Annotated in this window: 22 protein-coding genes; 10 read left to right on the top strand and 12 right to left on the bottom strand. The window is 55.4% G+C overall.

Annotation, left to right across the window (positions count from 1 at the left end):
- Window positions 1-59: 59 nt before the first annotated feature.
- The gene (gene arsC / locus H8K03_03505; protein UVT20993.1) at window positions 60-410 is read left to right on the top strand and encodes an arsenate reductase (glutaredoxin); all 351 of its coding nucleotides are present in this window, start codon (window positions 60-62) and stop codon (window positions 408-410) included.
- 39 nt (window positions 411-449) lie between these two features.
- Here arsC and rnd read toward each other — a convergent pair whose 3' ends face one another.
- The 3 genes from rnd to H8K03_03520 all read right to left on the bottom strand — a co-directional run bounded on the left by rnd (window position 450) and on the right by H8K03_03520 (window position 3,896).
- The gene (gene rnd, locus H8K03_03510) at window positions 450-1,661 is read right to left on the bottom strand and encodes a ribonuclease D (protein ID UVT20994.1); all 1,212 of its coding nucleotides are present in this window, start codon (window positions 1,659-1,661) and stop codon (window positions 450-452) included.
- Between the two features lie 8 nt (window positions 1,662-1,669).
- Window positions 1,670-2,302: a J domain-containing protein gene (locus H8K03_03515; GenBank protein UVT20995.1), complete on the bottom strand. Its 633-nt coding sequence runs from the start codon at window positions 2,300-2,302 to the stop codon at window positions 1,670-1,672.
- Between the two features lie 199 nt (window positions 2,303-2,501).
- Window positions 2,502-3,896, bottom strand: coding sequence for a hypothetical protein (locus H8K03_03520; protein UVT20996.1), 1,395 nt, complete (start codon window positions 3,894-3,896; stop codon window positions 2,502-2,504).
- Between the two features lie 340 nt (window positions 3,897-4,236).
- On the opposite strand from H8K03_03520, the gene H8K03_03525 reads away from it, so the two are divergent.
- Window positions 4,237-4,458, top strand: coding sequence for a CsbD family protein (locus H8K03_03525; GenBank protein ID UVT20997.1), 222 nt, complete (start codon window positions 4,237-4,239; stop codon window positions 4,456-4,458).
- Window positions 4,459-4,538: 80 nt separating this feature from the next.
- Here the strand turns inward: H8K03_03525 and H8K03_03530 are convergent, their stop codons facing one another.
- Window positions 4,539-5,981 carry an NAD-dependent malic enzyme gene (locus tag H8K03_03530; GenBank protein ID UVT20998.1) on the bottom strand — a complete coding sequence of 481 codons (1,443 nt, stop codon included), beginning with the start codon at window positions 5,979-5,981 and terminating at the stop codon, window positions 4,539-4,541.
- 133 nt (window positions 5,982-6,114) lie between these two features.
- On the opposite strand from H8K03_03530, the gene H8K03_03535 reads away from it, so the two are divergent.
- The 5 genes from H8K03_03535 to H8K03_03555 all read left to right on the top strand — a co-directional run bounded on the left by H8K03_03535 (window position 6,115) and on the right by H8K03_03555 (window position 13,491).
- On the top strand, window positions 6,115-9,795 hold the full coding sequence (locus tag H8K03_03535; GenBank protein ID UVT20999.1) for a DUF255 domain-containing protein: 3,681 nt from the start codon (window positions 6,115-6,117) through the stop codon (window positions 9,793-9,795).
- 33 nt (window positions 9,796-9,828) lie between these two features.
- On the top strand, window positions 9,829-10,395 hold the full coding sequence (locus H8K03_03540) for an OmpA family protein (GenBank protein UVT21000.1): 567 nt from the start codon (window positions 9,829-9,831) through the stop codon (window positions 10,393-10,395).
- Window positions 10,396-10,521: 126 nt separating this feature from the next.
- Window positions 10,522-12,075: a Ppx/GppA family phosphatase gene (locus H8K03_03545; GenBank protein UVT21001.1), complete on the top strand. Its 1,554-nt coding sequence runs from the start codon at window positions 10,522-10,524 to the stop codon at window positions 12,073-12,075.
- Entirely contained in the window at window positions 12,072-12,821 is a 750-nt protein-coding gene (gene tmk / locus H8K03_03550) for a dTMP kinase (protein ID UVT21002.1), read from the top strand. Before H8K03_03545 ends, tmk begins: the two co-directional genes overlap by 4 nt.
- Window positions 12,769-13,491 carry a thymidylate kinase gene (locus H8K03_03555; protein ID UVT21003.1) on the top strand — a complete coding sequence of 241 codons (723 nt, stop codon included), beginning with the start codon at window positions 12,769-12,771 and terminating at the stop codon, window positions 13,489-13,491. Before tmk ends, H8K03_03555 begins: the two co-directional genes overlap by 53 nt.
- On the opposite strand, the gene H8K03_03560 is transcribed toward H8K03_03555, so the two are convergent.
- Window positions 13,488-14,021 (bottom strand): histidine phosphatase family protein, encoded by a 534-nt coding sequence (locus H8K03_03560; GenBank protein ID UVT21004.1) that lies wholly within the window; start codon window positions 14,019-14,021, stop codon window positions 13,488-13,490. The genes H8K03_03555 and H8K03_03560 overlap by 4 nt on opposite strands.
- A gap of 152 nt (window positions 14,022-14,173) precedes the next feature.
- On the opposite strand from H8K03_03560, the gene H8K03_03565 reads away from it, so the two are divergent.
- The 3 genes from H8K03_03565 to H8K03_03575 are packed head-to-tail and all read left to right on the top strand — an operon-like array spanning window position 14,174 to window position 15,286.
- The gene (locus H8K03_03565; GenBank protein UVT21005.1) at window positions 14,174-14,557 is read left to right on the top strand and encodes a CBS domain-containing protein; all 384 of its coding nucleotides are present in this window, start codon (window positions 14,174-14,176) and stop codon (window positions 14,555-14,557) included.
- On the top strand, window positions 14,547-15,080 hold the full coding sequence (locus H8K03_03570; GenBank protein ID UVT21006.1) for a phosphate-starvation-inducible PsiE family protein: 534 nt from the start codon (window positions 14,547-14,549) through the stop codon (window positions 15,078-15,080). The genes H8K03_03565 and H8K03_03570 overlap by 11 nt, the downstream gene beginning before the upstream one ends.
- Entirely contained in the window at window positions 15,077-15,286 is a 210-nt protein-coding gene (locus tag H8K03_03575; protein UVT21007.1) for a hypothetical protein, read from the top strand. Before H8K03_03570 ends, H8K03_03575 begins: the two co-directional genes overlap by 4 nt.
- A gap of 62 nt (window positions 15,287-15,348) precedes the next feature.
- Here H8K03_03575 and H8K03_03580 read toward each other — a convergent pair whose 3' ends face one another.
- The 7 genes from H8K03_03580 to H8K03_03610 all read right to left on the bottom strand — a co-directional run bounded on the left by H8K03_03580 (window position 15,349) and on the right by H8K03_03610 (window position 24,211).
- On the bottom strand, window positions 15,349-15,777 hold the full coding sequence (locus tag H8K03_03580) for a tetratricopeptide repeat protein (protein ID UVT21008.1): 429 nt from the start codon (window positions 15,775-15,777) through the stop codon (window positions 15,349-15,351).
- Window positions 15,778-15,907: 130 nt separating this feature from the next.
- Window positions 15,908-17,311 carry an AAA family ATPase gene (locus tag H8K03_03585; GenBank protein ID UVT21009.1) on the bottom strand — a complete coding sequence of 468 codons (1,404 nt, stop codon included), beginning with the start codon at window positions 17,309-17,311 and terminating at the stop codon, window positions 15,908-15,910.
- 31 nt (window positions 17,312-17,342) lie between these two features.
- Window positions 17,343-18,179, bottom strand: a complete 837-nt coding sequence (locus tag H8K03_03590) for a CpsD/CapB family tyrosine-protein kinase (GenBank protein ID UVT21010.1) — start codon at window positions 18,177-18,179, stop codon at window positions 17,343-17,345.
- Between the two features lie 15 nt (window positions 18,180-18,194).
- The gene (locus H8K03_03595) at window positions 18,195-19,967 is read right to left on the bottom strand and encodes a lipopolysaccharide biosynthesis protein (protein ID UVT21011.1); all 1,773 of its coding nucleotides are present in this window, start codon (window positions 19,965-19,967) and stop codon (window positions 18,195-18,197) included.
- A 6-nt stretch (window positions 19,968-19,973) separates the two neighbouring features.
- Complete coding sequence (locus tag H8K03_03600) at window positions 19,974-21,128, bottom strand: hypothetical protein (GenBank protein UVT21012.1); 1,155 nt, start codon at window positions 21,126-21,128, stop codon at window positions 19,974-19,976.
- 80 nt (window positions 21,129-21,208) lie between these two features.
- Entirely contained in the window at window positions 21,209-21,817 is a 609-nt protein-coding gene (locus H8K03_03605; GenBank protein UVT21013.1) for a polysaccharide biosynthesis/export family protein, read from the bottom strand.
- A 9-nt stretch (window positions 21,818-21,826) separates the two neighbouring features.
- A complete protein-coding gene (locus H8K03_03610; protein UVT21014.1) occupies window positions 21,827-24,211 on the bottom strand; it encodes a tetratricopeptide repeat protein in 2,385 nt (794 codons plus the stop codon).
- Window positions 24,212-24,269 lie beyond the last annotated feature (58 nt).

Raw genomic sequence — 24,269 nt, forward strand, 5'->3', positions numbered from 1 at the left:
GGGATCTAACATAGGCTGAAAAAAATCGTCAAGACGCGTCTTCTCACCAAGGAGATACTATGGCCGACATCACGATCTATCACAAACCGACCTGCACCACGTGTCGTCAGGCGGTACAGTTGCTCAAAGACAGCGGAACACCCTTCACGGCGATCAACTATTATGAGCGCTCATTCACCAAGGCGCAGTTGAAAGCACTCCTGAAGAAGGCCGGGCTTTCTCCCAAAGACGTGCTTCGAACCAAGGAAGACCTCTATCAGGAACTTGGCTTGGGGAAGAAGCAGCTTTCGGACGATGAATTACTCGACTTGATGGTCAAACATCCGGATCTCATTCAACGGCCACTCGTCGAGAAGGGTGACCAGGCAATTCTGGCGAGACCCGCCGAGTCGATCAAGACACTCCTGTAGGTGGTCACAAATCCCCCATTCACTGGGGGTGGCAGCAGCCTATGAACCGGCTGTGTGCTCGGAGGGCGATTGTCGAATGGTCCGTGTTTTGGGATCGACCGTAAAGGCGAGCTTCCCGTCCAATGCATCCAGCAGAATGTTTCCCACCAGTATTCGTCGCCATCCTTTCAGGAGTGGAAGATCCAGAGCCGATCGATTCGCCTTGGCATCCACCAATTCCTGCAGATCGGCTGTGGTCGCCAACAGGGTCGGCGCAATCTCTTCGTCCATGGCCCGAGCCTTGACGATCGCCTGAAGCAACTCGACAAATCCGTTCGATTCCGGATCGGGTTTCCGCTCCTTCGGAAGGACCGGCCAGGCCGACGGAGGAAGCGCGAGCGACGCCTGAATCGTGGCCAGAAGTGTCTCGCCATTGCGATCAGCCTCCGAGGTGTGGAGGCCTCTCACTTTGCGCAGTTCGTCCGTATGCCTCGGCGGATGTCTCGCGAGTTGGAGAAGGACTTCGTCCCGAACGACGCGACTCCGGGGGACATTTCTCCGTTTCGCTTCTCCTTCCCGCCAGGCCGCAAGTTCCCGAAGGACCGCAGCCGATTTCGGTTTGAGCTGATCCCACCCCCGTATGCGTTGAAAACGTTCCTGTGGTTCGCGGCGGGTTTCGCCGACGACGCCTTCAAGACGGGAGAACTCTTCGTGAGCCCACTGCAACCGGCCGAGCTTTGACAGTCGTGTATGAAGATGATCATGAATCGCCAGGAGAAAGGTCACGTCCTCCAGCGCATAGGCCAATTGATCATGAGACAGCGGGCGGGCGCTCCAATTTGTAAAGGTATGCGCCTTGTCCAGCCTTCTCCCATGCACCCGTTGAACGAGGTTGGCATACGCGACTTGGGGACCGAAGCCGACCATCGCCGCGGCAATCTGAGTGTCGAAAAACGGTTTTGGGATCTGGCCGGCATGAACTGCAAAAAGGTCTAAGTCTTGCCGACCCGCATGCACGACTTTCTCGACCGCCGGATCGCACACTATCTCCCAAAACACATCAAGCGCCCCGCCGGATAGGACAGCCGGAAAATCGATGACGGCTGCGGTGGTTTCAGTGGCAACTTGAATGAGTTCCAGCCTCGGCACAAAACTCTCTTCGCCGACAAATTCGGTATCCAGCGCGAGGCGTGGGCTGTCTTTCAATCGCTCGCACAACTCACTGAGTCCGGTCGCGCTCGTAATGTACTGCTGTGGGGTGGACATTGTCACAATGTATGTCACTCAGAAGGGCTGTAGGGTCGACCCGGAGGCTGCATTGGCTCAGTGTTGCTGAGACTGAGATATTCTTTCAGAAATTGATAGGCTTCCAACATGCGGCGGAGTTCCGGCTCAGAACTACGATCGCCATTGTTGGCATCGGGATGGAGCTGCTTGGCCTTGGTTCGGAAGGCTGCGGTGACATCCGCCAGAGTGCTACCGAACTCCACGCCCATGATGGCATAGGCATCCATCGCAGTATTGACACCGTTCGGGTTCTCTGAGAGCGCCCCGCTGCCGCCGCTGGCCGCTTTCAACATATCGGCAAGACTGATTTTCTTGCGCCGGCGCCTTGGCCGTTCACGGATCTCGCTGTCAAACTCATCCCAACGATCTTCCACGAATTCCAACCGAGATTCGAGGCGCATCGCGCCGGAGAGATCGTGAATCGACTCCAATTCCTCTTCAATCTCAAGCAGCGAACGGATGATCTCTTCAAGGCCCTGTTCGACACGGAAAAACCCATCCACCCGTTCTTCCATCATGCTGTCGACGGCGACGTCCAAACTGTCTTCCGTTTTGAAGCGAAGCGCGCCGATGCGTTTCTGCATGCCGGTGCGGAACTTCAGATATTTGGCGGTCGAGAACGGCATGGATGCCCTCCCACGGCATGGAAGGGGTATTGTACCACAGGCAGAGTAGCGGACTCACCAGAGCAGAATACGGGTGAGGATGATGAAGTGTGGCGAGGCGAACTCAAATTCTCGAACAAGGGTCTACATTGGCACTGGGAAATTGTGGTACAGGTGGGAAGTGTGCAACCGCTTGATCTGAGAATGCGTCCGAGAAGAATTACCCTCCTGACTTTGATCCCAATTCCTTCGACCAGAACAAGAACATACCGTGGCCACCTCTTGTGGGTGAGCCTCCATCCGAATCGCGGAAGATTCCAAAATTATAGGTATAGTTCAGTTCAATTTGTGACCGCCAGGGGGCACCGGATACAACACCGACCCCCACGGTTGGCATCGAATCCGTCGACTGTGTGATCCGACCATCCGACGTAAAGCGCGGACGATCAAGGAACGCCCAGCCCGCTTCCACATAAGGATACAGAAAGAAAAGGGCTTCATACCGATACTGCACATTCGCAATTGCGTAGTGCTTGGGAAAGAGTTCATTGAATGCCACCCCATGAATCATCGGCAATGACACGGCGTCCCATTCATAGCCAGTCGGGCGTCCCGGAAGTCGGAAGGCCGTAAACCGGTCAAGATCTTTCCCAATCCCTGCGTGAAAGCTCGAAACCAGACGGTGCTTCTCACTGTCGACGAACGGCAGCCCGGACGCAGCCATCAAGTATCCGCTCATGGCCAGATAGATGCGCTCTTGCTTGAAATCGGGTGTGTCGAACGGCGGGCCTCCCCATGCAGTCCACTTGGCGCGATGTCCTTGAATCACATCGCCACCCATCGTCACACCTTCATGGGGCAATTCCATGAGATTACGGGTCATGGCATCGATACGAACCTTGAGGTGAATCCGGCCTTCATAGGTGTCGCTCGGAACGCCATACTGGGGTGAGGTATGCCCGGTCCCCTTGAACCAGCGGAATCCCGGCTCATACGTCACAAAAAGATTGACGGCACTATCTTGTCTGAACGGACGAATCGGAAGACGGTACCCTAACCCGATACCACCGAACACGTAACTCCACTCAATTTCGGTGTCACGGATCCGCTGTCCCTCAACATTCTCAGATCGTCCCAGCGGTGCGATGAAATTGTTCAGAGTAAAGAGCAAGGTCCAATTGGGAAATGTCCGGAGTCCGATCGAGTAATTCAGGTCGTTCACGACCCCTGTAATGGTTCCACGGAATCGTCGATTGTCGTCATCCCAATTTCGCCACACATAAAGCGCTCCGAAGGGAAGTACTTCGAGCTGGGCGGGGCCGTCCGGGATCCATTGCAACCCGAAACTCGCGGCGGTGACGGACCGGCGATCTCTCGGCGCGACATAAATCTCCTCTCCAAACAGCTTGGTGCGAAATTCTCGCCCGGCATGCGGAGTGGGTTCCTCTATTGGAGTGGGTTCTTGTGGCGAGGATTCAGCGTGACTCACTCCGGACATGACGAGTGCGAGGGCAAACCCTAGAACTGAACGCGAGAGAGCACGAAGGATTGGGCGTGTAGGGAATCGCACTTCCGTTCCCTCTAATCGCGTCCGACCATAGGTCGTCCATCGCATTCCTGCTGCATGTGACCGCATATAACGAGAAGCTGTAGTCATGAAACACGTGATGGGATGATCAAGCGGGATTTCGCTGGAGACCGCAGGGCCCTCGGCAGCTCTCTGACCTGGTTGAGTATCGGAGGGAATTCGATCGTCTCATCGAGACATTCCAGCCAAAAAGAAAAGAAGGCACGTAATTGTCAGTCTCCACCATGACTAAACACGACTAGGTGCACTAGATACAGCTATGGAACTCCCTAGTGGGCCAGAAGCGGATAAGGAGTTATTGTAACTTGTATGGAGCGTACGCTCTGAACTGCAAGCACATTGATAACCATCCATAAAGGAGGCACAGATGAATGCAGACCAATTCAAGGGCAAGTGGACTCAGTTTAAAGGAGAACTCAAAAAGAAATGGGGAGAGTTGACCGATGATGACCTGACGCAGGCCGAAGGGGATTACGACAAATTCATCGGGCGCGTCCAGGAACGATATGGCGATAAGAAGGAAGAAGTGATTCGATGGACGAAGGATTGGTATGAGAAAGAGCGGCCTTCCCTGGCCGCAAAACCCTGACGCTCCCCCTATAAACGTGCTCCTGTCAGGCCTGCGGTCGGAAGACTGCCTTGTTCATGGGCCGTAAGGGAAGGACGCGTTTACTCACGCAGAGATGGATGGGTTGATTTCGTCCGTCTTCTGGCGACTCCGGTAGCGCGTGCCGCGGCGGCGACGGCACGTGCCACCCGAGGGACGACTTCTTTATCAAAGACACTCGGAATAATGTAATCCTCGCTCAAGGTATTCTCCGGAATCACGCGAGCGATAGCCTCGGCTGCGGCCAACTTCATGGCTTCATTGATCTCGCTGGCTTGGCTATCGAGCGCACCGCGGAAAATTCCTGGAAACGCAAGCGCATTGTTGATCTGATTCGGATAATCCGATCGTCCGGTGGCAAAGATCGAGCTGTGAGAGACTCCCACTTCCGGGGGAATTTCCGGGTCTGGGTTGGCTAACGCAAATACGATTCGATCCGGGGTCATCAGATCGAGATCTTCGGCAGTCATAACGTTGCCGACTGAAAGCCCGATGAAGACATCGGCACCTTTCAATGCATCCCTCAACGTCCCTTTCGGCTTATCTCGAGTCAAACAAGCACGAAGGTCGGTACGGCATGCTCGGAGTTGATCAGCTTCTCCGTACAGGATGATCCCTTCCTTATCGCATCCCAACAGATGAGTCGCTCCCGCAGCCAGCAATATTCGACAGCAGGCCGTGCCTGCGGCACCAAGACCATTGACGACGATACGAACGTGCTCCAGTCGTTTCCCTGTGACTCTGAGTGCATTCGTCAATGCCGCCAATAGAACCACTGCGGTGCCGTGTTGATCGTCATGCATCACGGGAATATCGAGTGATTGTTTCAGTTTCTTCTCGATCTCAAAGCAGCGCGGCGCACTGATGTCTTCCAAATTGATCCCGCCGAATCCGGGCGCAATGCCTTGTACGATCCGCACGATCTCGTCCGGGTCTTGCGTACTCACACAAATGGGCCACGCGTCGATGCCGGCCAGCTCTCTCAAGAGCATCACCTTGCCTTCCATGACGGGAAGAGCCGCTTCCGGACCGAGATTGCCCAACCCCAGCACAGCCGAACCATCGGAAACAATGGCGACGGTGTTGCTCTTGCTGGTAAATGTATAGACTTTAGATTTGTCCTTGGCGATCGCCTGAGCGACACGACCGACGCCCGGGGTATACACCATCGACAGCACATTTCTAGTACTGATCGGAAACTTACTCGCCACCCGAATTTTTCCACCAAGATGGAGGAGAAAAATACGATCGGAAGCCGAGAGCACAGTCACATCGGGCAACTTGCCCAAACGGGCGAGAACTTTCTCGCCGTGTTCCTCACTCTGCACATCAAAGGTAATATCTCGAACCATGCGGGTCTTCGTCGCCGAGACGAGATCGACAGCTCCAAGATTCGCCTGCTCTTCTGCCAAGAGCCCCGCCACTCTGGCAAAGATGCCGGGTTTGTTCGCGAGTTCCAGGCGAACCGTCAACCGATAGTTGGAGTATGGACCTATCTCTCTCATTTGTGTCCTGCCCCATCTAGACTATCACAACTTGCATTCACAGCAAGATTGGGGATTCTCGACATACTGAACCGGACCGCGACTTGCCTGGATGCCGTTGACGCTGTTCCAGTCACGATGCTAGGTTGATTGAATGTCTTCATCTCCAAACAAGCGATCTCCCAACCGCCTCATCCATGAGACCAGTCCTTACTTGCTGCAACATGCCTACAATCCCGTAGACTGGCATCCCTGGGGACCGGACGCGCTGCAGCTCGCGAAGCAGAGGAATCGCCCTATCTTGCTCTCAATCGGCTATTCCGCCTGCCACTGGTGCCATGTCATGGAACGGGAATCCTTCGAGAATGAGGCGATCGCCGAGCTCATGAATCAATGGTTTGTCTGCATTAAGGTAGACCGGGAAGAACGGCCTGATCTCGATGAGATCTATATGGCCGCTACGGTCACGATGAATCAAGGTCAGGGTGGATGGCCGATGACGGTCTTCCTGACACCGGAGCAAGAACCATTTTTCGCGGGAACGTATTTCCCTCCCGAAGATCGATGGGGCAGACCGGGTTTCGGTTCCGTCTTGAAGAAGATCGCCGATTACTGGGAGACACGGCCATCGGAAGTCCGGATTCAGGCCAAAGAACTGACGGAGCAACTACAAGGAGCGAGACAGGTCCCCTCCCCCATCTCCATCAGCGAATCGGTGATCGACGACGCCGTCGCTCAATATAGAGAGGATTTCGACGGCACTCATGGCGGCTTTGGAACGGCACCGAAGTTTCCACCGGCTACGGGATTGTCCTTCTTGCTCCGGAGTCACCGACGCTCACGCGATCTCCATACGCTCACTATGGTCACGAGGACTCTGGACATGATGGCGGCGGGCGGAATCTATGACCACATCGGCGGCGGCTTTGCGCGCTACTCGACCGACGCGCGATGGCTAGTCCCTCATTTCGAAAAGATGCTCTATGACAATGCGCTCCTGGCCCGTGTGTATGTCGAAGCGTACCAAGTCACCAGGAAGCCGCTCTATCGGCAAGTGGTGACCGAGATTCTCGATTATATACGCCGGGAAATGACCGGACCTGAAGGCGGCATCTATTCATCGACGGATGCCGACTCTGAAGGGGTCGAGGGGAAGTTCTTTGTCTGGAACCCTGCACAGGTACAAGACGTACTCAAGGATGATGAGGACACGCGACGGTTTTGCGCACTGTACGATATTACCGCATCAGGCAATTGGGAACAGAAGAGCATTCCCAACCGCTTACGACCAATCGAGGACGTGGCCAGACAGCTGGATCTGACGACCGATGAGTTGGTGGAGACCGCATCCCGAGTGAAGCCGCTCCTGTATGAGGCGCGACGACAACGCGTCCCGCCCGGTCTCGATGATAAAGTGATTACCGCGTGGAATGGGATGATGCTGTCGGCCATGGCCGAGGCAGCGCGAGTCTTCGGAGAGCCGGACTATCTCGAACACGCCAAACGAACCGCCGATTTTCTGCTGCGGAGTCATTCCAAGCCGGACGGACGGCTCTTACGTACATCACGAGCCGATCGCGCGCACCTCGATGCCTATCTTGAAGACTACGCCTATCTTGCCGAAGGACTGCTGGACCTCTATGAAGCCGGAGCCGAGGAATCGTATCTCCAGGCAGCGGCACGACTGGCGGACTACCTGATCACGGACTTTATGGATCATGAGCAAGGCGGCTTCTTCACAACTGCCAAACACCATGAATCTCTTATCCTCAGACACCGGGAAGGGACGGACGGGGCTATCCCGAGTGCGAATGCCGTCGCCGCTTCAGCCCTTGCCCGACTGTCTTTCCATTTCGATCGCGAAGATTGGCGACGTGCCGCAACCTCCGCAGTGCGAGCCTACGGCCGGCAAATGAGCCGCTACCCTCGAGCCTTCGCCAAGAGTCTGGCGGTGGTGGACTTTCTGACTGAGGGGCCAGTGGAGCTGGCATTCGTTGGAGCAGAGTCGCAAGACGAGCTTCGCGCACTCCGTGAAGCGGTGGCACACTATTATCTTCCCAATCGCATCGTGGCGACAAAATCTTCCTTGGACCCGTCAATGCTCCCACTCTTGCAAGGCAAGGAGCAGGTTTCGGGAAGAGCTACCCTGTACATCTGTCGCAACTTCACCTGTCAACGACCGATCACCGATCATCGCGCCATCCCAGATGCGTTACAGACCGACCAAACGACGTCAATGGCCCATCAAGACGAGCCGCGGCTGCTGCAAGGCACCAGCCTCTCGGGGTGCGCAACTGTTCAAGGCACTGCAGCCTATGCCTCCCGAATTATGGCGCGTGACGGCGAAATCGGTTTGGCCAACGGCTTCACGACACTCGGAACGACCGGCTTGACCACGACACGGCTGGGATTCGGCACCTACCGCGTCGATATGCAGAATGCCGAATTTCGCGAAGCGTTGAAAAAAGCATTGCGGACGTCCTGCAATCTCATCGACACGTCGACGAATTACATGGACGGCGACAGCGAGCGGTTGGTGGGATCTGTGCTGACGGAACTCGTTTCGTCGGGAGAAGTTCGGCGCGACGAAATCATCGTCGTCTCCAAAATCGGCTACGTGCAGGGACAGAATCTGAAACTTGCCGAGGCCAAAGAAAAGACCGGCCATCCCTATTCTGAAGTCGTCAAGTATGGGGATGGGATCTGGCACTGCATCCATCCGGAATTCCTGGCGGATCAATTGACGCTGTCGCTGGATCGTCTGGGACTGACGACACTGGATATTTGCCTGCTGCACAATCCCGAATATTTCTTTTCAGAAGCGGCGCACCATGGCAAAACAGATCTGGAAACACTACGTGCAGAATTCTATGCTCGACTCGAACGTGCATTTGTCTATTTTGAAACCCAGGTCTCGGCAGGGCGACTTCGATATTATGGTGTGTCCTCCAACACGGTTACATCTCCCGCTGAAAACCCGGAAGCGACCTCACTGGCACTCATGATCCAAGCAGCTGAATCCGCAGCCCGATCCGTTGGAATCTCGACCCATCACTTTCAGGTCCTTCAATGTCCAATGAATCTCTTCGAGTCCGGAGCCGCCTTCACGGCAAATACAGGACCATCGCACTCCCAGACCGTCCTTGAATATGCGCGGCAGAACAACATATCGATTTTGGTGAATCGGCCCTTAAATGCCATGGTGGCCCAGAACAAGATGCAGCGCCTCGCGGACTTCCCGCTCGAAGACACCCCTATCGATCTCGACCGCCAGCTGGTCACGCTCGGCAATCTCGAGCAGGAATACCGAAATTCCATCGCGCCGAGCATCAAACTGGCCGCGCAAGGGATGAATCCGGCCGAATTCTTCAATTGGTCGGTAGAACTGCAGCGCATACATCCGCAGATTCAAGGACTGGAACATTGGGAACAGATCGAACACCGCACGATTGCGCCGCACGTCAACCAAGTCTTTCAGTTGCTCTCACGCCAGCTTTCCGGAGCTGCGGCGGAACAATGGGAGGACTGGCGTCAACGGTATGTTCCGGAGCTGCTGACTCTGCTGCGCGGCCTCCGGCACGAAGCCACCATGCGGAGTCGAGCCCAAACCGAGCGGGTCGCACAGGCGATCGACCCCCTCTTGCCCGCATCCCACCGCTCAGCCTCGCTCTCACAAAAAGTGCTCTGGATCCTGAGCAGTACACCGGGAGTGACCTGTGTGTTGAACGGCATGCGGTTGACGAGGTACGTTGACGATACACTCGCGGTCTTGAAGTGGGAGCCGCTCAAAGATACTCGGCCGATCTATGAACGAACAGCGACGCTTGTTCAGTGACCATGCAATTATTCTTTACTCAGAGGAGGATTTATGAGGCAGGTGTGTAGCGTCACTCTAGTGGGCTTGTCCTTTCTCGCCGTGCTCCTTGCGCAGGGTTGCGCCACGAAATCCGGATCGGGGACCGGCCAAACGGGGCGCGCACAGGAGGAGCGGATCAACGAACCAACCATCACAGAGATTTCTCCAGACGACAGCCAACCGGCCGACCCGCGAAGAAGCCCGGCCATGCAATCAGAGCTCGCATCCCGCAATGCGACAGGCATGGCTGCCGGAATGCTGAGCGATATCTTGTTTGATTTTGACCGAGATTCGATCCGCATGGAGTCGATGCGCGTCTTGGAGGCCAATGCGAAGCAATTACAGAATGGCAGAGCGACACGCCTCCTGCTGGAAGGACGTGGCGATGAGATAGGCACATCGGCGTACAATCTCGTCCTCGGCGAGCGTCGGGCTCGGAACGTGAAGTCCTATCTCCAACAACTCGGCCTGTCCCTCGACGTGAACACGACGAGTTACGGAAAAGACCGCCCGCTTTGTTTCGAGCACAACGGCGACTGCAGACAAAAAAACCGGAGCGTTCATTTCACCGTCAAATAATACACGGAGCTCGCGTCATCGCCATGCGCGCCGTGTATTTGTAACACACAGTTAACAGTCTGCTCCTTGACACACCCCCCGTTCGTTCATTAAGGTCCATAAACTCTCGATTCATAGGGGGTTTCCGTGTCCAAGCTCGCCGTTATCGATATCGGGACCAATTCCATTCATATGGTACTGGCTGAGATTCTGCCGGATGCCAGTTTTAAGATACTCGACCGTTTCAAAGACATCACCAGGCTGGGGAACGGCGTCTTTGCCACAAAGCGGCTGTCCGACGAAGCCATGGCTCGCGCGTTGGAAGTCCTCAAGACATTGGTGACACTCGCCCGCAACAAAGGGTTCGACCGCATCGTCGCGGTCGCGACCAGCGCCGTCCGTGAAGCACAAAACGGCGGCGATTTCGTCGCTTTGATCATGGAACAGACGGGGCTGAGAGTGCGGGTGATCAGCGGGACCGAAGAAGCCCGACTGATTTTCCTGGGCGTGAAGAACAGCATCGCCCTCCCGGACGGACCGACGTTGGTCATCGACATCGGCGGCGGCTCCGTAGAATTGATCGTGGGTAACCGGGACGGGCTGATCCACGGCAAGAGCCTCAAACTCGGCGCGATCCGCTTAGCCGAACAATTCCTTCCCAAGACTCCGCCGTCGGAGTCGATGATGCACACCTTGGAACAGGCTGTCCTCACTCACCTTCGCGACGCTCTCGGATCGTTCAAGATGAAAAAGTTTCATTCGCTGGTGGCCACCTCCGGAATGGCCGGGAACGTCGCCGAGGTCGTCCATCTTCGTCAGACGGGACGACCGTTGCCGCAGCACAATCTTGCGAAGGTCCAGTTGAAAGATATCCGTGTCCTTGAAGCGGAGCTGGCCCAGTCATCGGTGAAGGCGCGCCTGGCGATTCCCGGCCTAGACCCGAAGCGTGTCGATACTCTGCTGCCGACCACTGTCGTCCTCCGATGTCTGACCGAGCTATCGGACCTCAATGAGGTTACGCTTTGCGACAAGGCTATCCGCGAGGGGGTGATCTACGATTTTATCGTCCGCCATCGTGAAGGCCTGAAGGCCGAGAATGACATTCCCGACGTCCGCCGTCGCAACGTAATCGGTCTTGCCCGCCGCTGTCACGCTCCTGAGGCTCATTCCCTGCACGTGGCCAACCTGGCCTTGCGCCTGTTCGATCAAACCAAGCGGGAACATCATTTAGGGCTGCAGGAGCGCACCTGGCTCGAATACGCGGCCATCCTGCACGATGTGGGCTACCACATCAATCCGAGACAACATCACAAGCACGCCTACTACCTGATCAAGCATAGCGACTTGGGCGGATTGACAGCCGAAGAGATCGATGTGGTTGCGAACATCGCTCGCTATCACCGGCGAGCCCTGCCGGCCCTGAAGCATGAAGAGTTCGACTGCTTGCCTCCCCGCTTGCAACGTGTGGTCAAGATCCTTGCATCGTTGCTACGGATCGCCGACGGACTCGATCGAACCCATTTTTCCCTTGTCCAAGCCGTGAACGTCAAGTTTGGGAAGCAGGTCACAATCGAGGTCCACGTGACGGGCGACGCAGAGATGGAGCTGTGGGCAGCGACAAGCCGAGCCGACTTGTTCGAACAAGTATTCCGCCGACGCGTCCAGTTCTCCGGAGTGCTGGTGGAAACCGACAAATCATGACCGAATCTCACACCATCAAGACCGCACCTCATCCTCACCCGGGGAAACTGATCATCGTCGAAGGCATCGATGGGTCAGGCAAGAGCACCCAACTGCAACTGCTTCACAAGTGGCTTGAGTCCAAAGGCCACAAGGTGTTCTTTACCGAGTGGAATTCATCGGAGCTCGTGAAAGAAACCACGAAACGAGGAAAAAAATCGAAAAGCCTCACCCCGACCACGTTCAGCTTGCTGCATGCCACGGACTTTGCCAGCCGGCTCTATCACCAGATTCTCCCTCCTTTGAAGGCCGGAATGATCGTCCTTGCCGATCGCTACATGTATACGGCCTTTGCGCGCGACGTCGTGCGCGGCGTGCCCAATGAGTGGGTTCGAAAACTCTATGCGTTTGCGATCAAGCCCGATATGGCGTTTTACTTCAAAGTCCCGATTGAAGTGGCCATTTCCAGACTCGTGCGAGGAACGCGTGGCCAGTTCAAGTATTATGAAGCCGGCATGGACATGAATCTGAGCGCCGACGTCACCGAGAGTTTCCGAATCTTTCAATCACAGATTCTTACGGAATACGACAAGATCGTCGATGAATTCGGTCTCTTGACGATGGATGCGACCCAAGACATCGAGACGCAGCAGGAACACATGCGGGCGTTGGTGGCGGACGCACTCCATGGCTATAAACCCAGACGAGGCATCTATGGCCGACGCACGCTTTTTTGGCGACGGTTTGAAGTACCTAAATCCGAGTGAGCTTAAAGGGAAGCTGATCGCCGTCGAAGGGACCGACGGGGTCGGCCGATCGACTCACATCGAGATGTTGCAGGAATGGCTGGAGGTGCAGGGCTATGGAGTGATCACGACGGGATGGACTCGCTCCAACCTCATGTCCAAAGCGATCGAAGCGGCGAAGGCCGGGAATATCCTCGACCGTTGGTCGCTCAGTCTTCTCTATGCCACGGATTTCGCCGATCGTCTCGAGCATCAGATCGTTCCGGCTCTCCGATCCGGATTCGTCGTCTTGGCCGATCGCTACATCTATACGGCGTTTGCCCGGGACTTTGTGCGCAGCGCCGACCGCAAATGGATCCGTGACGTGTTCGGGTTCGCGCTGATCCCGGATCTGGTGTGCTATCTGCGAATCGATGTCGAAACACTGGCGCTTCGAGTCATCGAGACCACCGGAATGAATTACTGGGAATCCGGCATGGATCTTCGGCTTGGAGCCGATCTCTACGACAGTTTCAAAAAATACCAATCGCTGTTGATCGAAGAGTTCGACAAGATGGCGGTGGAATTTCGGTTCAACGTCGTCGACGCGAGAAAATCTCCAGAAGAAATCCAGGATGAACTCCGTGGATATATTCTCCCGGTGTTACAGAACCACAAGCCTGTGGTCGAGGCCGGAACGGCCCCTGCCTAAGGCTGGGCAACCCGTTTCTTGGTGTGCGATCGTTTCCCCATTGCCCGCAGCTGCATCGGCTCAAGCCAGCAGCACAAGCGTCCTTGTCCCGATTTCACAACTCCCTGTACCTCGATCCAAGCGGTCCCGGCCTTCTTGAGATGAAAGCCGGAAACGGCTCTCCCGCAGAGCAGCAGACCCGCGACTTCACCAAGCAGAGGCTCATGCCCCACACACACCACGACCGAATCCGACGGGAGCGTATGGAGAAAAGCAATCAGTTGCTCCGGTTTGGCCCCGACAGCCAACTCTTCCCGCGTCTCGACCTTCAATGTCGGACAGACGGCCGCACGCAACAGCCTCGCCGTATCATAGGCTCGCACGAACGGGCTCGTAAACAGATGGGTCGGCTTACAGTCAAGCGCCGCAAGCCCTTCAGCGGCCTGTCTTGTCCGCCTCTTTCCCTTCTCCGTGAGAGGACGATTCTCTTCCGCTCCTTCCCATTCCTCGGGTTCGACAGCGATGCCATGACGAAACAGCACACAATCCATGCTCCCTCCTATATCTGATGAAGATGAGCCTACCACACAGGAACGGTACATTTAACAGAAGTTTTACGCGAGAGTCATAGTTCTGCAACTCTTGCTTAGTACCCTCACAGTACGACAAAAGAAACCGCAAATGCCCAAGCGAAGGAGGAATCATGATCACTGTGGGGCAACTGATGAAGCGAACGCTGGCCACCGTGCCCGCGAGAGTGAACGCCGTCGATGCGGCAAAACTGATGTCGAATTGCAAGATTGTGAGCGTCTTTGAGGAAGATGACAATCACATTATCGGTCTCGTGACGGAGCCCGACAGTATCCGAACAATGGCGGAGATCGATCAGGAACCGCCTCTTCTCTCGGTTGATGCCATCATGAGCAAGCCGATCGCGGGGATCGATGAACGGCGTCCCATCACAGAAGCGGCTGACCTCATGCACCAGCACGGTATACGGCATTTAATGGTGTTCAAGGCGGAGACGGTCGTCGGAGTACTCGCGGTTCGCGATCTCCTTCGTCCGGTATTGATCGATGAGTTCTAGTACGTTCTGGAACACGCCTGGACAGATTCTCCTGGCGGGGGGCGCCACGGCGTGGGATCGGTTGCGCCGCCTCGATCCGATGGAGGTCTGGACCTGGGGAATCAAAGGAGTGCTCAGTCTGATGATGATCACCATCTTGACTGCACTCACCGGCGGGATCCTGAAAACATTCCTGGATCTGTTGACCCTCACCCACCAGCCAACCGAAGTCGTGTTACGACAGGTCATCATCAACACCCTCATCTTACTGGCAATCGTCGAAGTGTTTACGACCACCCTCACCTATTTCAGCGAAGGTCGTGTCAAGGTGACCTTTATCGTCGACACCATCCTTGTGGTGATGCTGACGGAAGTGATCTCTGAATGGTTCAGAGGAGGCGATTGGAGGGCGTTGGTGGCGTTGGGTGGAATCCTGCTCACATTAGGAACTATTCGCGTGATAGTCGTTCGGTGGAGTCCAACGCAGGCGGGACGGCCGGTCTATGCGCCTATAACTCATGGTGATGGAGGAGGTCACACATGAATGCTATTGCCGGGCAAGCCGAAGCAAAGATCTTGATCATCGTTCAGGAGCAACGACATATTTTGCTCGAACAACTTCTTTCTCGTCTTCCAGAACTCACCTGGAATCAAGTATTCACGATTGTGGATGAACTGAGTCGACGGGACTTGATCCGTTTACGGCGCCGGGGATTCGAGTACGAATTGCAGGCCTGCTTCGCCGCTTAGCGGCCCTCTCTGTCCGCGGGCCGTTAGCGACAGATCATGACCGGGAAAGGCTCAGATGGGCACTATACCTTTTTCGCAGCCAGGGCCGGGCGACGGGAGCTCAGCCGCTCAATACGTTCAGCGACATCTCGATAGGCCGCATCCTCCCGCCTGATCCAGCGATAAGATTCCATGGCTTCCGCGACACGGCCCAACGATTCCAGCGTGCGACCGAGAAGATAGAGAATTTGAACGGTTTCCTTGGAGGACCCCGGTGTGAATTTGAGTGCTTTCTGAAATGCCGGGACGGCCTCCTCATAGCGGCCGGATAGCTTATAACACAGGCCCATCTGAGCATACGCCTTGACCGCGAACGATGGATCGACTGCAGCCATTTCAAGCTGATCGATTGCAGCCTTGTGCATTCCTGCATTCTTCAGCGCAAGCCCGCGTTCATAGCGTTCCGCCGGGCTCACGACTGGTTCTGACACCTGATCGATTGGATCCGACATGACGCTCCCGACCTCGCGCACCTAACACTGGTTCATGTCAATGAAACCAGAAATCGTCCCGTTTGGCACGTAAGAAATAGAAAACTTACTTAAGACGGATGGAAGCACCACTCCTGCCATTCATCGAAGCCTACTTCTGGCTCCCGATCAGGAATCGTTGAAAATTATCGATAACGCTGCTGAACCACGAGTCTTTTCCCATTGCCGTCTCTCGTCCTTTAGCCGATTGCTTTAAAATAATCCTCAATTCCCTTGTCCGATTCGCAACGTCTCGGAAGGTTGGTGCCGCTTGCTCAATTTGCTGGTAGACTTCAAACGCCTCGCCGGCCTGCCCGACCGATTCGAGGCTACGCCCTAAGAAATAGAGCGCATCGATGGTATCCCCCGGCGACGCCTTCTCATCCTTCAGGGCCGTACGAAACGCTTGTATCGCGGCGTGCGGCTCCTTCATCTTGACATAGCAAAGCCCGATTTGAGCATAGGCCTTGAGCCACATTGATTTATCCTTCGCCGCCACATGAAACAGGTCTATGGCCTCCTTCAATCGCTCTTCATCCTTCAGCATCAGGCCCTGCGAGTAGGCTCTTTCAGGAGAACCCATGAAACGGCCTGCGGCCGATTCCTCGTTCCCTGGCGATCGGAGGTGTGGAATAGAGACTTCCACTTCGCTCGCATCTTCCGGAGCCGCCGCCAGTCCAACCAACTCTTCTTTAGCTGCCAGAGGCAGGATCCCTCCCCTGCATCGATCTAGGGCCGCTTGGGCGACCAATTTAGATGTAATGACTTTCGCTTGCTCGGCATACCCATAGGTCAAGGCCACATCGCATACCTGATTGATCAGGCGCGGGGTTCCTCGGCTCAAACGATGCACCAGCGCGCATGCTTTTTGGGTAAAAAGGGAAGGCCGTCCACCAGCGACTTGGATTCGATGGCGAATGCACCTGGCCGTGTCGGCTTCAGACAGCGGCTTCAGATGATAGTCAACGACGATCCGCTGCGCAAATTGAGTCATATCGATTCGCTGGAGCAAGGTATGGAGATCCGGTTGGCCGGATAGGATGATCTGCAACTTCAATGTCTGACCATCGTTCATATTGGACAAGAGCCGCAGTTCTTCGAGCAACTCGGCTCCCAGACTTTGGGCTTCATCTACGATGAGGATGACCCGTCGTGAACGTTTCGATTCCTGAGCCAGGAATTCCGAAAACATGTGATAGGCTTCGATCGGATCAAGCCGCTTGGTGCTCAATCCGAGAGACAATAAAATCCAAGGCAAGAGATGCTCGATGTCGTAACGGGCGTTGGTCACCAGCCCAATCTTGTGTTTGTTTCCGTGTTCGGCAATCAGCTTCTGGAGAAGGGATGTCTTGCCCATACCGGGCTCGCCGGTGAGCACCATAAACGGAGCCTGGCTGAGGAGGCCATATTCGAGCAAGCTGTAGGCAGCCTGGTGTTCCGAACCGGAATAGAGAAAACTGCTGTCCGGCAAGAGCGCGAACGGTTTGGTCTTCAAGTGATAGAAGGATTCGTACATGATTGCTCCGATCCGCTCTCCGTGTCGTCTCCTATTGGGACAACATCGCCTTCATGTCGGCCAGCGTCAGAGATGATCGTCCTGCTTTATTTAAGACCGTTCCCAAAACGGGGCGGGAATTCTTGACCAACCCTAAAGCCCGCTGCAGCTCATCTGCGGTCGTTCTCCCCTCCTCCACCACCATGAGAAGGGCATCTGTGTAAGGTGCAAATGCCAGCACATCCGCCGTGTGAAGCAACGGAGGAAGATCGAAGATGACGACTCGTGAGGGATATCGATGTTTGAGTTCTTCGACTAACGCCACCATCTTCGGAGAGGTCAAGATCTCGGTGGAGTTCGAGATGGCTCGTCCTCCAGGCAACAGCACGAATCGTCCGATTCCCGGATGAAGTAGCAGATCCTCGACGGGCTGGTCGTCCAGCAAGTAATCCGCAAGCCCGAGACAGTCCTGCAAACCAAACACCTTGTGCACGCTTGGATCCTGAAGATCCGAGTCCACCAGGAGCACCGTCTGCGTCGTCTCCATGGCGAGACTGACGGCCAAGTTCACGGCCGTCAACGTCTTGCCCTCACCGTACCCTGGGCTGGTGACACCCAACACATTCCACCCGTTCTCTCGAAGCCGATGCGTAACTTGCGTTCTCAATATTTTGTAAGCATCGACAAATGGTCCCTTCTGATAGGAGGCCATCACCCGATGACCGCGCAGCACGGAAACTGGAATGTGGAGTGATCTGGTTCGCGTATACGTGATCGGAGGTGGGACAGAGTGAGATGCAGTCCGCTTCGTCCCTTCCCCACGAGAGGAGGTGGAGGAGGTGTCTTTTAAATCTTTATATAGCTTGAGTGCGGTTCGAATACGATCCATGTTCTTTCTGTGTCCCTATTCCATGCCAAATCGTCTCAATGCAGTAAACCACAGCACATCTAACGGCACCACGAAGACATGCAAGAAGAGAAGAATCGTCGCCACCGCGCCTATCCCGGCACTCTGAAAGATACGTCGCCGCAACCTCACCCGAGAGAAATCTCCTTCATTCGGCATAAAGGGAACGACCGCCAACGGGAAATGTTGTGTCAACGCAACGATCTGTTCCGGCGTACGGATCGAATGATCGAGTGATTCCGCCGTTGCCCCGGCGCCGATTCCGCCACCAACCGCGAGGATGAATCCAAGGAGCACAATAGCCAGCCGATTCGGTTTGAACGGCTTTTCAGGAAGACTGGGTGGGTCGATCAAAGAAAACCGTTCGCCTTTTCGCTGCACTTCCAGACCTTCCGACACCTTCGCTTCCAACAACCGAGACCGAATGTCTTGATACTTCTGCCCCGACGTATCCCGATCTCGAGTCAGCACAAGATACTCCGGTTCGATCTCGGGAGCCCGTTCCAGCCGTGTCGCGTATTCCTGAAGTCTGCGTTTCAAGTCCACTCTGGTTTTTCGAAGCGCCTCCAGGGAAGCGGTTGCGGAATTCAGTTGAGCTTGGAGATTGATGTAGGCAGGATTCTCCGGTCGCAGCTCAGTTTTCCGACTCGGCCCAGCTTTGACGCGCTGTACTTCTTCTTCGAGCCCAGCAACCTTCCGCCGTAACTGTATGATATCGGGATGCTCCTGCCCCAATCGCTCCAAATCCGCCGCTAACACGGCACGCGCATCGGTGAGCCGTTTTATGGTTTCTGCCTCATCGGGGAGCTGACCCGTCTCCTTCTCAAGCGCGTCCATCTCCTGCTTCATCTTGATGATATCCGGATGATCGGACGAGAGATTGGCCGCAGCACCCGCATACTCGGCGCGCAGCGCGCGCAGGCGATCCGCTGAATCCAAAATGCGCTCTCCCGTGACGGACACAATCGGAGTGTTTGGCTTGATCGTCGCCAATTCTCCCTCAAGATAGGTTTTCCGCTCCTCGAGGCTTCGCATCTGCTGATCGACGTCCATCAGCTCACGTTCAGCTTGGTTCATCAATTGTTGATTCAAGGGCGTCAACTCCGGGAGCGCCCCGCTGGCCCGTTGTTTGAACGACGCGATCTTTTCATCGATCTCACCGATATGCCGGGCCAGATTATCCGCTTCCTGCTGAAGGAACGACGAGGCTTCCTGCGCTTGGCGCTCGCGACTCTTCAAATTTTCACCCAAGAAGAGACTGGTGAGCTCGTTCGCCACCTTCTGCGCCAGTTCAGGAGACCGGTTTTGATACGCCACGGTAAAGGCAATAGTAGCTTTGGTCGCATGTTGAGTGCGTTTATCCACGACATCCGCGCTGATCACTTCCACTTCTATGTCCTTGACGAAACGCCTCACGATCTCCTCTGCCGGACTATTCCTCCGGAGATCCTCATACAGATTGAATTGCTCCACCACCTTCCACAGGGTGGTGCGGCTCATCACTTGCTGCTTGATGATCTCGATGCGCTGGTCGGCATAACTTGTGATGGTCGATCGCACAAGATCGGATGGAATCTCCTGTTCCTCGATCAGAATGGTCGCCGTGGATTTGTAGGTCGGAGGCCACAGAAAGGCCAGTGCAAGGGTGACGCTCAATAGTCCGACACTTGTCGAGACCATGAGCTTTCGGCGTCGGTGAAAGGACGCGACATAGTCTTTGAGACTTTTAGCCTGCTCCGAAGCCTGTGCTGGGATGTGTGTAGAAGCCATCGCTTTTCAGTTAGCAAATGCCCATTTGGGGGGAGAATAGGTCACCATGAACATTGTGGCATGGGATTGCGCTGTATCTGCGGAAGTATCGATATCCCGCCATCGGTACATATAGGACACCTCCGCTTGCCACCACTCGAAAATTCTCCATGACAATTTTGGTGCGACGCTGACGTAGCTGCTGTCCGGAAACACTCCGCCGACGGCCGCCCTCGTCTTTCCTGACGTGAGCATTCCGACCACATTGAGGGAACAGGCAACGGTTTCTGAGATTTCGTATGAACCCGACACTTCGCCTCGGTTGGTCTGGATAAGTAATCCAAAACCGCTGGGAACGAGATCCCGAGCGAAGGATGCTTGCAGCGAAGCCCTCTCGAAATTCTTCGTCACACTCGCCCCGGCCAACCACACCGTCTCTCGAGCCGTGATATCGCCGATCGGCGTCTGTGAACTGGACGACAAGAATCTGGGCCCGCCGTAGATGGTTCCCTTAAGCGATTCTGCAAAGGCATGCGTCAGGCTCATATTGATCCCGGGGAAATGCGCTTGAAATAGAGAAGGAGAGTTGGTGGTTCGGAAATCAACATACGACCCGGACAGTTGAATCTGATCTCGTTCAGTGAGTTGATAGAGAAACCCTCCGGATCCCCCCATCAACCGGTAGTCAGCCAATCTCTCACTTTCATACGTCGTGTCTGAAAACTGCACACCTGATTGAACAGAAAGTTTTTCCGTCAACCTTCTGGTCCACGTAGGATTTGCGGTCCACTGATTGCGCTGCGTGAACTGCAGAACGACTCCCGTCGCCTGTAACTCGCTGAGCAGCGTATTGTCACGAGTGAACCCACCGGTGAAAGCGATGAGGTCCTGTTCGGTCCGATACTGCAACGACAACGGCGCATAGACATTGGTAAACTGTCGGCTCTCTCCGCCAAAGTACCCGACGAAATCCGCTGCAACGCGGCTGCTGACGTCCAGGCGCTCGGTTTTTCCGGCAAACTCTGTGGCTGGTGTGACCCAGTATCCATAGGTGTCATCGTGAGGCAATGGGGTCAACAGTAAGTTGCTGTTATAGACCCCTTTGACGCCGACAGATGGCGAGAGCGACCATTCGGCCGCTTGGCCCCCCGGTACCAAGCCAGATGAAACGATCGCTGCCACAAGGATGACTCGAGCAGTCTCCCTGCGACTCCAAACGCGACTTCTCCCCTTGCAGTGCGGTTGCATGGACACTGCGATTGTCAGGGCACCATGACAACGTCACCGCGCTGGAGCATGATATTTTGCTCCAGGTCCTTGCCTTTGCGAAGATCGCCGTAGCGGAAGGGAATGGCGTGTTGCTCTCCTCGTACCCGGCGCATGACCCGAATGTCGTTTTCCGCGGCAAACGGAGTTAATCCACCGGCAAGGCTTAACGCCTGAAGCACGTCGGTATAATGGCCGATCAAGTATTCGCCCGGCTTATTGACTCGCCCGACAACGTAGACCTTGTAACTGACGACCTTCGTGACCGCCACGGACACATTCGGATTCGGGATATACTTCGTCAACCGCCTCACCAGGTCGCCACGGATGTCATCGACCGTCCGATCTTCGGCCTGGATATCACCGACGAGAGGAAACGAAAACATCCCGTCAGGGCGGACGACGACTTCTCGTGTCAGCTGTTCATCCTTCCACACCGACACCAGCATGACATCCTCGGCACCTAGGCGGTATCCCGGATCAACCTGCGATGTCGGTGAAGCTGTGATCGCATCACCGGCTCGAGCTTGACCCGGTAACCAGGCTACGATTACGGCTGCTGCCACGAAACACCCACTTACCACCAATCGCATAAAGCGAGACATGGATTCTCCTTACCCTCTTATCTGCGCGAGGATCTGTTCCGCCTCTCGCCGTCCTTCGAATTGATCCGGACTCTTGAGAGCTTTCGATAGGTAGGTACGGGCTTCCGCCTGCTTCCCGGACTGAAAGAATGCTATCCCAAGATGATAATTCAGGACAGAGATTTCCGGAGATTTGGCAACAGCCTGCTTCATCAATCGAATCGCTTCTTCCTGTTGTCCCATTTTAAATCGCACCCAACCAAGCGTATCGATAAACAGCGGATGTGGTGCTTCCTTCTCAAAATCGCGGCTCAACGCGAAGGCTCTGTGGAGACTTGATGGATCGCCTTTTCGCTCAACGAGCAAAACAGCCAGGTTATTGGCTGCAAGCACATTGCGGGGATTCGCACGTAGCGCTGACTCATACGCGGCCATGGCGGAGTCAGTCTGTCCTTTGTCCGAATGAGCGGAGGCCAACAGCATGTACAACTCTTCACTGTCGGGATTAGCTTTCAGACCGTTTTCGAGAACCTGCACAGCCACATCAGGCATTTTCTGCGCCAAGGCCAATGAGGCCCAGCTCAGCCATGGTGATATCCACTTCGGATTCAATCGCACGGCTTCGCGAAACTGAGCGGCCGCAGCTTCCTGCTCTCTCGTGATGGACAAGACCTCTCCGAGTAACCCATGGGCGAATGGATGGTTTGGACGTGAAGCCAGAATCGATTCCAAGCGAGCTCTCGCTTGGACGGTCTGACCTTGAGCCACTTCAAGCTTCACAAGAGACAGCAGCGGTTCTGGATCGTTTGGTGCCGCCACCACAGCACGTTCATAGGCGCTCCGAGCTTCCTCCACACGGCGTTGCCCCTCATAAAATCGCCCTTCAGCCATCGACGCCACGGAATTGCCGGCCGGTATCTGACGGATCCGCACCAAGGTCTGTTCAGCTCCCTGCCAGTTCTTCGTCGCCAAATCCAGCGTCATCAGCATGTCAAGAGCGGCCACATCATCCGGTCGCTGTTTCAGCAGTTCGTCGAGCCGGGCACGAGCCTGTTGGTAGCGCCCGCTTTTGCTTTCCAACACGGCAAGGGACCGTTTCGCATCCACCTGGTCGGGATACAACGCAACTGCCCGCTCAAAACTTTCCTTTGCAAGGTTGGTTTCACCGGTCAGCTGATAGGCCTGACCAAGCAGATACTGAACCGTTGCCAGCTCGGGCTGATCGTGCAAGACCGTGCGAAATGCCTGTACGGCATCCTTCCCATTCCGTCTGGCCAAAGCCATTCGACCTGATAGGATCAGCCCATCGGAAGAACGAGGATTGGCTTTTAACACTTCCTCCACTTGACGCTCAGCTTCGACTTCCCTCCCCGCGAGGAGATCCATCTCGGCCAACCTCACCTTGGCTTCCAGACTGACAGGCTTCCCCTTATATTCCTCAACCAACGCGGAATAGCGCTCCCGTGCTTTTGCGTCTTGCCCGCTCCTCTTATAGAGGGTCGCGAGTCCGAATTGAATGTGGCTTGAATACGGCAGATGTGCGGCAGCCTCGAGAAGTACCCGCTCGGCGGAAGGAACATCCCTTCGATTCATAAAAAAGTCGGCCAACATAAGGCGGCATTGCTCGCTGTCCGGATCCAGGGTTACCGCCTCGCGCAGGACCGATTCCGCTTTCTCGTATGCGCCCTGACCCACATTGAAGCGGACAAGCCTTAGTCGATGATCCAAAGACTTAGGTTCAGCCTCGATCATCCGACGAATGGCCGCCTCGGCACCAACCCAATCTTTCGCTCCCGTCAACACGGCGTTCAAATTGTTCAGAAGATCCAGATTTCTTGGCTGCGCTTCCAGGGCTCTTCTGAGTGTGTTCTCCGCATCACGATACCGCCGCTGCTGACCGTATAACGTAGCCAGCAAGATGGCGACGTCCGGTTCTGTCGGAAACTCCCTCGCCAGCGCTTCCGCCTTTGGAATGGCCGGGGGAATGGCTTCTTCTGTCACAGCCTGTGCGGCGATCTTGAGCGCATTGGCCTGCGGCTGGTGCGGATCGGTTTTCAGCACCGTGTCGGCCACTTCCACCACGTGATCAGTCAGACGGGCTTCGAGATAGTATTTGCCGAGCGTGATCAGCGCAGCGGAGTGATCGGGGACCAATCTGACGGCTTCCTGATAGAGTTGGACGGCGTTGCGCCAGTTCTTTTCCTTCTCCTCAACGTGAGCAAAGAGGACATAGGCATCCGCATCCTTGGGGTCTATTTTCAGGACATTTCTCAGGGCGACGCGAGCCTTGGGATAGTTGGCCGCTTCAATGTACTCATTGGCACGAGCAAAGTACTTTGCCTTTCTCTCCTCGGGACCACCACAAGCAGTCCATGCGAGTACCGACAGAAGAACAATCCCGATTTTTACACACATGCCGAGAGTCCATCCCCATCTGTGCTGTATGAAAGGCGTTGTCATGGACCTAGGTTAT

Origin of the sequence: Nitrospira sp. (genome assembly GCA_024760545.1) — a bacterium.
In the GTDB taxonomy this organism is placed as follows: Bacteria; Nitrospirota; Nitrospiria; order Nitrospirales; family Nitrospiraceae; genus Nitrospira_D.

Bases quoted from the DNA above. Each gene is read 5' to 3' on its own strand.
- arsC (UVT20993.1), top strand. From the start codon at position 60: ATGGCCGACATCACGATCTATCACAAACCGACCTGCACCACGTGTCGT.
- H8K03_03515 (UVT20995.1), bottom strand. From the start codon at position 2,302: ATGCCGTTCTCGACCGCCAAATATCTGAAGTTCCGCACCGGCATGCAG.
- H8K03_03520 (UVT20996.1), bottom strand. From the start codon at position 3,896: ATGCGATGGACGACCTATGGTCGGACGCGATTAGAGGGAACGGAAGTG.
- H8K03_03525 (UVT20997.1), top strand. From the start codon at position 4,237: ATGAATGCAGACCAATTCAAGGGCAAGTGGACTCAGTTTAAAGGAGAA.
- H8K03_03530 (UVT20998.1), bottom strand. From the start codon at position 5,981: ATGAGAGAGATAGGTCCATACTCCAACTATCGGTTGACGGTTCGCCTG.
- H8K03_03535 (UVT20999.1), top strand. From the start codon at position 6,115: ATGTCTTCATCTCCAAACAAGCGATCTCCCAACCGCCTCATCCATGAG.
- H8K03_03540 (UVT21000.1), top strand. From the start codon at position 9,829: ATGAGGCAGGTGTGTAGCGTCACTCTAGTGGGCTTGTCCTTTCTCGCC.
- tmk (UVT21002.1), top strand. From the start codon at position 12,072: ATGACCGAATCTCACACCATCAAGACCGCACCTCATCCTCACCCGGGG.
- H8K03_03555 (UVT21003.1), top strand. From the start codon at position 12,769: ATGGCCGACGCACGCTTTTTTGGCGACGGTTTGAAGTACCTAAATCCG.
- H8K03_03560 (UVT21004.1), bottom strand. From the start codon at position 14,021: ATGGATTGTGTGCTGTTTCGTCATGGCATCGCTGTCGAACCCGAGGAA.
- H8K03_03565 (UVT21005.1), top strand. From the start codon at position 14,174: ATGATCACTGTGGGGCAACTGATGAAGCGAACGCTGGCCACCGTGCCC.
- H8K03_03570 (UVT21006.1), top strand. From the start codon at position 14,547: ATGAGTTCTAGTACGTTCTGGAACACGCCTGGACAGATTCTCCTGGCG.
- H8K03_03575 (UVT21007.1), top strand. From the start codon at position 15,077: ATGAATGCTATTGCCGGGCAAGCCGAAGCAAAGATCTTGATCATCGTT.
- H8K03_03580 (UVT21008.1), bottom strand. From the start codon at position 15,777: ATGTCGGATCCAATCGATCAGGTGTCAGAACCAGTCGTGAGCCCGGCG.
- H8K03_03585 (UVT21009.1), bottom strand. From the start codon at position 17,311: ATGTACGAATCCTTCTATCACTTGAAGACCAAACCGTTCGCGCTCTTG.
- H8K03_03590 (UVT21010.1), bottom strand. From the start codon at position 18,179: ATGGATCGTATTCGAACCGCACTCAAGCTATATAAAGATTTAAAAGAC.
- H8K03_03595 (UVT21011.1), bottom strand. From the start codon at position 19,967: ATGGCTTCTACACACATCCCAGCACAGGCTTCGGAGCAGGCTAAAAGT.
- H8K03_03605 (UVT21013.1), bottom strand. From the start codon at position 21,817: ATGTCTCGCTTTATGCGATTGGTGGTAAGTGGGTGTTTCGTGGCAGCA.
- H8K03_03610 (UVT21014.1), bottom strand. From the start codon at position 24,211: ATGTGTGTAAAAATCGGGATTGTTCTTCTGTCGGTACTCGCATGGACT.